The 9,623-nt window shown below is 68.2% G+C and carries 9 protein-coding genes; 6 read left to right on the forward strand and 3 right to left on the reverse strand.

The features are described from left to right. Nucleotides 1–443 precede the first annotated feature (443 nt). Nucleotides 444–1,088 carry a response regulator gene (locus tag E1261_RS39970; RefSeq protein ID WP_132414964.1) on the reverse strand — a complete coding sequence of 215 codons (645 nt, stop codon included), beginning with the start codon at nt 1,086–1,088 and terminating at the stop codon, nt 444–446. Further along, the gene (locus E1261_RS39975; protein ID WP_132414965.1) at nt 1,040–2,335 is read right to left on the reverse strand and encodes a sensor histidine kinase; all 1,296 of its coding nucleotides are present in this window, start codon (nt 2,333–2,335) and stop codon (nt 1,040–1,042) included. The genes E1261_RS39970 and E1261_RS39975 overlap by 49 nt, the downstream gene beginning before the upstream one ends. 131 nt (nt 2,336–2,466) lie before the next feature. Here E1261_RS39975 and E1261_RS39980 point away from each other — a divergent pair, with 131 nt between their 5' ends. The 4 genes from E1261_RS39980 (at nt 2,467) to E1261_RS39995 (ending at nt 6,114) form a co-directional block, all read left to right on the forward strand. Then, nucleotides 2,467–3,513, forward strand: a complete 1,047-nt coding sequence (locus tag E1261_RS39980) for a fatty acid desaturase family protein (protein ID WP_132414966.1) — start codon at nt 2,467–2,469, stop codon at nt 3,511–3,513. Nucleotides 3,514–3,589: 76 nt separating this feature from the next. Beyond that, nucleotides 3,590–4,981, forward strand: coding sequence for a M28 family metallopeptidase (locus E1261_RS39985; RefSeq protein WP_132414967.1), 1,392 nt, complete (start codon nt 3,590–3,592; stop codon nt 4,979–4,981). Between the two features lie 53 nt (nt 4,982–5,034). Next, the gene (locus tag E1261_RS39990; RefSeq protein WP_132414968.1) at nt 5,035–5,334 is read left to right on the forward strand and encodes a hypothetical protein; all 300 of its coding nucleotides are present in this window, start codon (nt 5,035–5,037) and stop codon (nt 5,332–5,334) included. Nucleotides 5,335–5,346: 12 nt separating this feature from the next. Further along, nucleotides 5,347–6,114, forward strand: a complete 768-nt coding sequence (locus tag E1261_RS39995) for an alpha/beta fold hydrolase (RefSeq protein ID WP_132414969.1) — start codon at nt 5,347–5,349, stop codon at nt 6,112–6,114. Here E1261_RS39995 and E1261_RS40000 read toward each other — a convergent pair. Then, nucleotides 6,095–7,987, reverse strand: a complete 1,893-nt coding sequence (locus tag E1261_RS40000; RefSeq protein ID WP_132414970.1) for a zinc metalloprotease — start codon at nt 7,985–7,987, stop codon at nt 6,095–6,097. The genes E1261_RS39995 and E1261_RS40000 overlap by 20 nt on opposite strands. A gap of 161 nt (nt 7,988–8,148) precedes the next feature. On the opposite strand from E1261_RS40000, the gene E1261_RS40005 reads away from it, so the two are divergent. Together E1261_RS40005 and E1261_RS40010 are read left to right on the forward strand one after the other, a co-directional pair. After that, complete coding sequence (locus E1261_RS40005) at nt 8,149–9,108, forward strand: GNAT family N-acetyltransferase (RefSeq protein WP_202875420.1); 960 nt, start codon at nt 8,149–8,151, stop codon at nt 9,106–9,108. Further along, on the forward strand, nt 9,105–9,623 hold a 519-nt coding region (locus tag E1261_RS40010; RefSeq protein WP_132414971.1), incomplete at its 3' end, for a PIG-L deacetylase family protein. The genes E1261_RS40005 and E1261_RS40010, both read left to right, overlap by 4 nt.

Below are 9,623 nucleotides of genomic sequence, written 5' to 3' on the forward strand. Positions count from 1 at the left end.
AGGTGCGGCTGGGGGTGGGTGGGGCTGAACGGGATGTGGCTGAGGTACGTGAAGCTGGAGAGCTACGCTATCCGGTTGATCGGGGGACTCCGTGACGAAAATCCACCGGCTACCACACGCGGCGGCCCGAGGGGGACCCGAGATCGCGGGCGGGACTCACCTTGAGCACCCGCCGACCATCCGATGCCCCGCCGCAATGGTTGAACCGTGCTCAAGGTTGCCTGGCTGACTCACTTTGAGCACGTATCAACCATCTGCCAGCCGCGCACGTGGTTGAGCCGTGCTCAAGGTTGCCGGACCGGCTCACGGGCACCCGCCGACCATCCGATGCCCCGCCGGAATGGTTGAACCGTGCTCAAGGTTGGCGGGCCGGCTCACTTTGAGCATGGATCAACCACCGAACGGGCGCGCACGTGGTTGAGCTGTGCTCAACGTCGTACGGGCTAGCGGGCGGAGAGGTATTGGAGGACTGCCATGACTCGGCGGTTGTCGTCTTCCGAGGGTGGGAGGTCGAGTTTGGCGAAGATGTTGTTGGTGTGTTTCGACACGGCTTTCTCGGTGACGAAGAGGGCGGCGGCGATGGCGGCGTTCGAGCGGCCTTCGGCCATCAGGCCGAGGACTTCGGACTCGCGGGGGGTGAGTCGGCCGATCGGTTCGTCGCGGGTGTTGCGGGCCAGGAGTTGGCCGATCACGTCGGGGTCCATCGCCGTACCGCCGCCCGCGACCCGGCGGACCGAGTCGAGGAAGTCGGCGACGTTGGAGACGCGGTCCTTCAGGAGGTAGCCGACCGCGCCGCCGCCGGTCAGGAGCTCGCGGGCGTACAGCTGCTCGACGTACTGGGAGAGGACCAGGATCGGCAGGCCGGGGACCTGTTTGCGGGCCTCGACTGCGGCGCGCAGGCCCTCGTCGGTGAAGGTCGGGGGCAGCCGGACGTCGACAACGGCCACGTCCGGCCGGTGCTCCACCAGGGCGGGCACCAGCCGGGGACCGTTGTCGACTGCCTCGACGACCTCGAAGTCGTGCGCCTCCAGGAGACGGATCAGGCCGTCCCGGAGGAGGGCGTGGTCTTCAGCGATGAGGACTCGCAAGGCAGCTCCATGATCACGGTGGTCGGCCCGGCGCTCGGGCTGACCACGGTCAACGTACCGTCGAAGGCGGCCAGCCGCCGCTCGATACCGTACAGACCGCCGCCCGGGCGGACGACCGCGCCTCCCACGCCGTCGTCGCCGACGATCATGTGCAGCTTCTCCTGCTCGTGGGTGATCTGGATCCAGACGGTGGTCGCCGTCGAGTACTTCACCGCGTTCGCCAGGCACTCGGCGATGGCGAAGTACGCCGCGGACTCGACCGGGGCGGGCGGCCGGCCCGGTACGTCGAAGGTGACGTCGACCTTGAACGGGCAGGACATCGCGAGTGCCTTGACCGCACCCTCCAGCCCGCGGTCGGCGAGCACCGGCGGGTGGATACCCCGCACCAGGTCGCGCAGCTCGGACAACGCCGTACTGGCCGATTGACGTGCTTCGGTCAGCAGCGCTGCGGCCTGGGCCGGGTCGCGGGCGACCATCTCCTCGGCCATGCCGAGGTTCATGCTCAGTGCGGCCAGGCGGGCCTGGGCGCCGTCGTGCAGGTCGCGCTCGATCCGGCGCAGCTCGGCCGCCTGGGTGTCGACGGTCTCGGCGCGGGACTCGGCCAGCTCGCGGACCCGCAGCGCCAGCTTGGCGCTCTCGGTCGGGCCGAGCAGCGAGCGGGCGATGTAGGCGTTCGCCTTCAGCAGCTTCTCGCCGGCGGCTTGCCAGATCATGAACCCGATCAGCGCGACCGGCATGACCAGGAAGCTCGTCCAGAAGTTGACCGTGAGCAGCCCGCCGAATGGCTCGGTGAAGACGCCCTCGGGAGTGACGCCGACCAGCAGCGGGTAGACCCCGTAGAAGAGCGTGCTCAGAAACAGCACCGCGCTCACCAGCGACAGGGTGAAGCCGACGACCGCGTTCACCAGCAGCCAGACGATGTCGCGCCAGGTGGCCGGGTCGGTCAGGGTCGTCCGCAGCCACATCAGGATGCCGGGCAGCGGCGGCTTCTTGTACGGACGGGGGATCCGCTCGCCGATGAAACCGCCCAGGATCGTCCGGTGGCAGTTCGCGAACCAGCGGGTGGCCGGGACGAACGCGAGCAGCAGCGGGATCCCGACCCAGACGGCGATCAGTGGCACCGCCACCACGTTCAGCACGAAGAACGCGATCCCGATCTCCGCCAGGACGGCCAGGGCCAGCGCGATCCAGGGCTGCGCAAGCTTGGGGTAGCGCATCGGCGGCGCAGGAACGGCAACGGTGGTCATGCACCCATCATGACCGAGCGTGAGGCCCCGGCCAGTGGTGCTAGCCCCCCAACTGGCAGGGGACTAACCCCCGGTCAGGTTCGGGGGATAGCTGCAGTGTGTCGCGGGCCCGCGACGGCGAGGCTTGCCTCATGACAAGCACAGTGACGACTTCGGGGACGACTCCAGACACCCGCGGGAGCGGATTCGCGCCGTTACTGCGCGAGATCAAGGCCGCCGGACTGCTAGAACGCCGTACGGCGGCGTACGCGATCTCGATCGGCGTCAACGTAGCCCTGATGGCACTCACCTGGGCGGCCATCGCGGCCGTCGGCAGTTCGTGGTGGGTGCTGCTGCTGGCGATCCCACTCGCCGTACTGACCACGCGGGCCGCGTTCGTCGGGCACGATGCCGGGCATCAGCAGATCGCGAGTTCGCGCCGGCTGCACGACTGGATCGGGAGGCTGCACGCCGACCTCCTGCTCGGCATGAGCTACGCGTGGTGGAACGACAAGCACAACCGCCACCACGCGAACCCGAACCACACCGACAAGGATCCGGACGTCGGCGAGGGCATCCTGGTCTGGACCCGCGAGCAGGCGGCGGGCCGGGCCGGCCTCGAGGGCTGGCTGAGCCGCAACCAGGCCCGGATCTTCTTCCCGTTGCTCACCCTCGAAGGGTTCAACCTCAAGTACTCCGGGATCCGCTTCGTGCTGGCCCACCGCCGTACCGAGAAGGTCGAGTTCGGGCTGATGATCGTGCACCTGGTGCTGTACGTCAGCGCGCTGTTCGTCCTGCTGTCACCGGCCCAGGCCATCGTGTTCGCGCTGCTGCACCACATGATCTTCGGGCTGCACCTGGGCAGCGTCTTCGCACCGGGGCACAAGGGGATGGAGATGCCCGGCGAGGACAGCGACTGGGGTCACCTCGAGAAGCAGGTCCTGACGTCGCGCAACATCAAGGGCGGTCTGGTGACCGACTGGATGATGGGCGGGCTGAACTACCAGATCGAGCACCACCTCTTCCCGAGCATGCCCCGGGCCAACCTGCGGCTCGCTCAGCCGATCGTCCAGGAGTACTGCGAGAAGGCCGGGCTACCGTACCTGACGACCGGGCTAATAGATTCGTATCGGATGGGATTGCGTCACATGCACGACGTCGGCAGCGAATTGCGGGACGAAAAGGCCTTCTCACAGTAAAAACTCCTTCTCTAACTGAGGATGCTCGATTACCTTCACTTCTCTCGGGGCCGCCATCCTTGTGAGGAGAACCTGCATGACCGATACGTCCGGTTTGAGCCGCCGCGGGCTGTTGGGCGCGGTCGCCGGTGTCACCGCCGCGACCGCGATCCCCGCTGCCCCCGCCTGGGCTGCGGACGACCAGCGGCCCGGTGCACTCCACCACCCGAAGCTCGACAGGTACGACCGCCAGATCGTCTCCGAGCTGTCCTCGGAGCGAGCGCTGCGGCACCTGCAGGTGCTGTCCGAGGACATCGGCCCGCGGATCGGGGGCACCGCGAGCGAGAAGCGGGCGGCGGACTACATCGCCGGTCAGCTTGACCGGTTCGGGTACCGCACCACGCTGCAGCCGTTCCCGGTGGCGGACAAGTTCATCGCCCAGATCGAGGACGTCCGGGGCATCCTGCCGGACGACCTCTGCTGGCAGGCCGGGGCTGCCCCCGGCGGGAAGCTCGACGTGAGCGTGGAGGGGCCGGTCCGGGACGTCGGCCCGGCCACTGCGCCGGTCTGGCCGGCTGACGTGGCCGGTTCGATCGTGATCGCGGACGACACGGCGGCCGCCCGCCCGGCCTTCGTCGCGGAGGCCGCGACGCGCGGTGCGGTCGGAGTCATCCTGCTGCCGGCCGACCTGGTGTTCCCGCGCCGGGCGTCGGCGTTCCAGCCCGCAGGTCTGACCGATGCGCCGATCCCGGTGATCGGCGTCGCGCAGGTGCAGAAGCGGCTGATCCGCGAGGCCCTCGCGGTGGTGACCTCGCTGCCGCTGCGGATCAGCACCAAGGCACACCGCAACCTGATCTCGAACAACGTGATCGGTGAGCGCCGTGGACGCAGCGGCGCCAACGGCCCGATCGTGATGGTGAGTGGTCACTACGACTCGGTGATCGGCGCCCCGGGTGCGAACGACGACGGCTCCGGGACCGTGCTCACCATGGAGCTCGCCCGGGTGATGAGCCGCCTGAACACCAACGCGACGCTGCGGTTCGCACTGTGGGGTTCGGAGGAGCAGGGGCTGATCGGCTCGCGGTACCACGTCGCACAGTTGCCGCAGGATCAGCGCGACCGGTACAAGGCCGTCTTCCAGAACGACATGGTCGCCACCAGTTGGGACCCGGCGATCACCTACTGGATCCTGTCGTTCACGGGCCTGGCCAACACCGCGACCGATGCGGTCCGGGCCTCGGGCGAGCGACTCGGGTACGCCCCGCAGATGGTCGGTCCGGTACTGCGTGGTGCGTCCGACCACCAGTCGTTCCAGGAGGTCGGCATCGCGTCGGCGAACTTCTCCTGGCGCGGTGAGATCTCGCCGGCCCACCTCGAGCCGCCGTACCACTCACCGGAGGACACCATCGCGAAGAACGTCAGCCTGGAACGTCTCCAGGTCTCGATGGAGCTGATCGGCACCGCGGCGTACGCGACCGCACGTCTCTAGGAGCCCTGCCTGCACCGGGGTGACATGGCTCATACGGCTAGCCTTGCAGGGCTATGTCGCCCCGGAGCAGGAAACCGTCGAAGTGGCAGCGGCCCGTCAGCGACCGGCCGCTACTGGGTGGTTCCCAGGCGCGGGAGGAGCGGACGGACGGTGAGTGGAACGTCCGGCGCGTGTCGGGCTCCGCATCCGGCAAGTCCTACCGCTGCCCCGGCTGCGACCAGCTGATCCCACCGGCCACGCCGCACGTGGTGGTCTGGCCGGACAACCCCAGCCTGCTCGGCGCACTCAGTGGCGCCCAGTCCCTCGACGAACGACGCCACTGGCACACCGCGTGCTGGGGCCGTCGGCGCTGAAAGGTCCTTCACATGAAGCTCCCAGTCACGTCGTACGGCGAAACCGGTACGCCGGTCGTGGTCATGCACGGCCTGTTCGGCTCCGGCCGGAACTGGATGACGGCCGCCCGCCGACTCGCTACCGAGCACCGCGTCTTCGCGCTCGACCTGCGCAACCACGGCTCGTCGCCGCACGTGGACACCATGAGCTACCCCGAGATGGCCGACGACGTCCGCGAGACGATCGAGAGCCTGGGGACCGGCCCGGTCGCCCTGGTCGGCCACTCGATGGGTGGCAAGACCGCGATGCTGACCGCACTGCTCTACCCGGCCGCGGTCGAGCGCCTGGTCGTCGTCGATGCCGCGCCGGTCACCTACCCACCCGCGTTCGTCGAGTACGCCCAGGCGATGCGGAACGCCGACCTCACCAACGTGCAGCGTCGATCCGACATCGACGCCCAGCTGGTCGACGCCGTACCGACTCCTGGGACCCGGGCCTTCCTGCTGCAGAACCTCGTCCTCGACGACGCGGGTGCCCGCTGGCGGCCGAACCTGCCGGTGATCGAGGCTGCACTGCCCCAGATCTCCGGCTGGCCGGCCGGTCTCGAGGGCCGTCACTACGACGGCCCGACGCTCTTCATCTACGGCGGGAAGTCGGACTACGTCCAGCAGGACCACCGGGACACGATCGCGGCGTACTTCCCGCACGTCCAATACGCCGAGGTCGCCGAGGCGGGGCACTGGGTGCATGCCGAGCGCCTCGACGACTTCCTGGCGGCGCTTACCCCTTTCTTGGCGTAACTGGCCTTGGCGCAAGCGGCTCGGTCGGGTGCGCGGCGCGAGCTGCCCGGGCCTCGGCCATCTGCTCGGCTTCGAACTTCTGTACGTCGATCCCGGCCTTCCGAGCGCCTTCGGCCACCGCGGCGTACGCCTGGTCGGCCAGTTCGCGGGTGACGTCGTACTCGTGGTCGGCCAGCCGGGCCTTCACCTGGCCGATCAACTGGTCGGCGCGCAGCAGATCGGCGTACGCGCGATCTGCATGAGGTGACGCAAGGACGTCGGCGGCGAGGGCGTTCGCGGCCTCGATCAGCGCGGCGGCGCGGAACCTGGCCAGGTTGTCCTGGTCGAACTGGCCGAAGTCGGTGTTGATCTGCAGGTAGTTCATCACCGAGTTCGACTCGTCGCCGAGCCAGGCGAAGTAGTACGGACCGGTCGGCTCGAAGAACTTGCCGGTGATGCCGTCGTACCCGTCGTGCGGATGCGTCAGCCCGATGTGGTGGCCGACCTCGTGGATCATCGTGCTGGTGAAGCCGTAGCCCCAGCCGACGTACTGCGGTGAGAGCCAGTTGTAGACGTACCCCGGGCTGCCGTCGGACCAGTTGTCACCGGCGTACCCGAGCCACGGAAGGTTCTCCTGCGTCATGGCGTAGTTGAAGATCGGGAGCTCGTAGTCGACCTTGCCCTGGTCGTCGAGGACGCGGTCGATCTCCCGTTTGTTCTGCAGGAACATGTTCGCGAACGGCGGCAGGTTCGTCTCCGGGTAGCACGAGACGTCGCGCAGCCAGTCCTCGACACAGCGCTTGGCCTCACCGTCGTACGGGAGGTTCTGCTGGTCGAAGGAGAGGTCGATCCCAGGCAGGACCTCGCCGAGCTCGGCAGTGACGAGCTCCGGCTTCAGGTACTTGTCACTGCCCGCCCAGCCCTCGTAGGTGTTGCTGTCGAGGTTGACCGTCGCGGCCTTGGCGATGGTGAGCTCGACCGGGTACGTCGGTGATGCGGTGACGAGACTGTGGACGACGACCGTGCGCAGCAGGCGGCCGAGGTCGGCGGTCAGGTCGCCCGGCTTGCGGTAGCCGTCGGCGGCGTACTCCCAGGCCGGCGGGATCCGGTAGTCGGGCTGGTTGTCGCCGTCCAGATCCGGGTTGTCGACGTTCCAGCTGCCGGAGAACTGGTCGGGTCCGGCCGACAGGTCGTGGAACCACACCCTGCGGGTAGCCCCGAGACCACTCTCCTCGTCGGCGGCCGTCGTACCGCCCCAGGCGACCAGGCCGCGGCTCGCGTACTTGCCCCAGTTCTGGCCGGTGTCCGGATCCGGCTCGTCGGTCTTCGTGTACACGTGGAACTTGAAGTCCGGCCGGTCGTACCAGTTGATCAGGTAGACCGTGTTCTCGCGGGTGTCGACGCCGGACGGCGGGTTGAACGCGAGCCACTTCTCGACGGTGGGCGCATCGATCTCGTGGCTGGCGGTCACGTCGAGCTTGTTGTTCTGCTGGGCGTTGTACTTGGCCTGGACGGAGTTCACCTCAACCGGCCGCGCGAAGCCGGCGAGCTGCTGGAAGAACCGGTTCTGGTACGTCTGGTCGGCGTACTGGAGGCGGTAGTCGTAGGTGTAGTCGAGCCCGACCGTCTCGTCGATCCCGGCGAGCAGGCGGGTGATCTGCTTGGGCTTGTGGTTGACCGGCAGTGTGCCGTTCAGCGCGGCCAGGTCGACGCTGCCGGGCTTGTAGCCGAGCAGTACGACGTTCAAGGGGACGCGCTCGGCCAGCTCGGGCTGCGCGCCGGGCTTGAGGTGCTCGAACTGCGGTGGTGCGCCATTGGCCGGTATCGCGGTGACCAGGCCGGTGACCAGGCCCAGGACCGCCGCAGCCGTCGCTGCCAACTGACGTCGTCTCATCGCACTCCTTCGTGTTGATCCGGAGGCGGCTGTCTACAGGGAGCGCGGGTTCACCGGCGATGGCTTCAGTTCTGATCGAAGCCGCCGCCTGTAAGACGTTGACTGGATCGCGTTTCCAGCGGTAAATTTTCAACAAGACTGGGTTGTGATCCGAGGTGCTGATGATCCGTTCGTTCGCGGTGGGAGACGGTCCCGGGCTGGCCGCCGCCTGGACCGCGGCGGCACCGGCCGATCCGATCGGGTACCCACGGTTCCGCGACCTCGTCCTGCTCGACCGGAACTTCGACCCGGCCGGGCTGAAGGTTGCCGTAAGCAACGGTCAGGTCGTCGGCGCGGCGTACGCGGTCCGTCGGCTGACCCCGCTGGCCGGTGCCGATCTGGAGCTGGGGACGGGCTGGATCCCGTTCTTCTTCGTCCGTCCCGACGCGCGCGGGCACGGGCTGGGCCGGGAGCTGCTGACGGCCGCGATGGACTGGCTGCGTCATGTCGGGTGCTCCGAGGTCTTCTTCTCGTCGTACACGCCGAACTACTTCCTGCCCGGCCTCGACCGAGCTCGGTACCCAGTCGCGGACCGGCTGCTGGCGGGACTCGGCTTCGAGGCTGGGTACGACGCGGTCGCGATGGACCGGAGTCTCGTCGGATACGCGATGCCGGCCGAGGTGGGTAAGCGGCTCGACGAGCTGGTGGGGGAGGGCTACAGCTTCGGTACGCCGACCGGTGACGAACTGACCGCGCTGATCCGCCTGGCGGGTGACGAGTTCTCCCCGGACTGGGCTCGCGCCATCCGCGAAGCTGTGGTGGCCGGGATGCCGCTCGACCGAATCGTGGTCGCACGGGACCCGGTACGGCGGATCCTTGGGTGGGCGCAATGTGCGACGTACGAGGGTGTGATCGAGCGGTTCGGGCCGTTCGGCGTCCTGCCCGAATGCCGCGGTACCGGTGTCGGCAAGCTGCTGCTGCATCTCACGCTGACTCAGATGTCCGCGGCCGGTGCCCACAGCGCGTGGTTCCTGTGGACCGGCGAGCAGTCGGCGGCCGGCCGTCTCTATCTGGGTGCCGGGTTCACCATCACCCGCACCTTCACCATCCTGCGTGCCAACCTCGACGGGAGTCGTCCATGACCAGAACAGTGCTCGCCATCGGTGCCCACATCGGCGACATGGACCTGACTGCCGGACCGACGCTGGCCAAGCTCATCCTCGACGGCGCGAACGTCACCATGGTCGCCCTCACCGCGGGCGAACGCAGCCATCCTCGGCTCGCGCCGACGGAGTACAAGAAGCAGAAGATCGCCGAAGGCGAAGCATTCGCCACCGCGATCGGCGCCGACTTCATGGTCCTCGGCCACAGCGACGGCTTCCTCCCCGACACCGACGAGGCGGCCGCAGAACTCGCCACCATCATCCGCGACCAGCAACCCGACACCCTCATCACCCACTGGCAGCACAGCGCGCACCGCGACCACGAACACGCCGCCCGCCTCACCACCCGCGCCCGCTACCTCGCCGACCTCCCGCTAGAGCCTTCCGATCCACCCCACCTGCGAGCCCTGGCCGACCTCCCGCGGCACACCGTTCGCACCCTCCTGCACACCGAGAACTGGCAGGACATGGACGGCTTCCACCCCACCCTCTAC

Origin of the sequence: Kribbella albertanoniae (genome assembly GCF_004348455.1) — a bacterium.
Lineage (GTDB): Bacteria > Actinomycetota > Actinomycetes > Propionibacteriales > Kribbellaceae > Kribbella > Kribbella albertanoniae.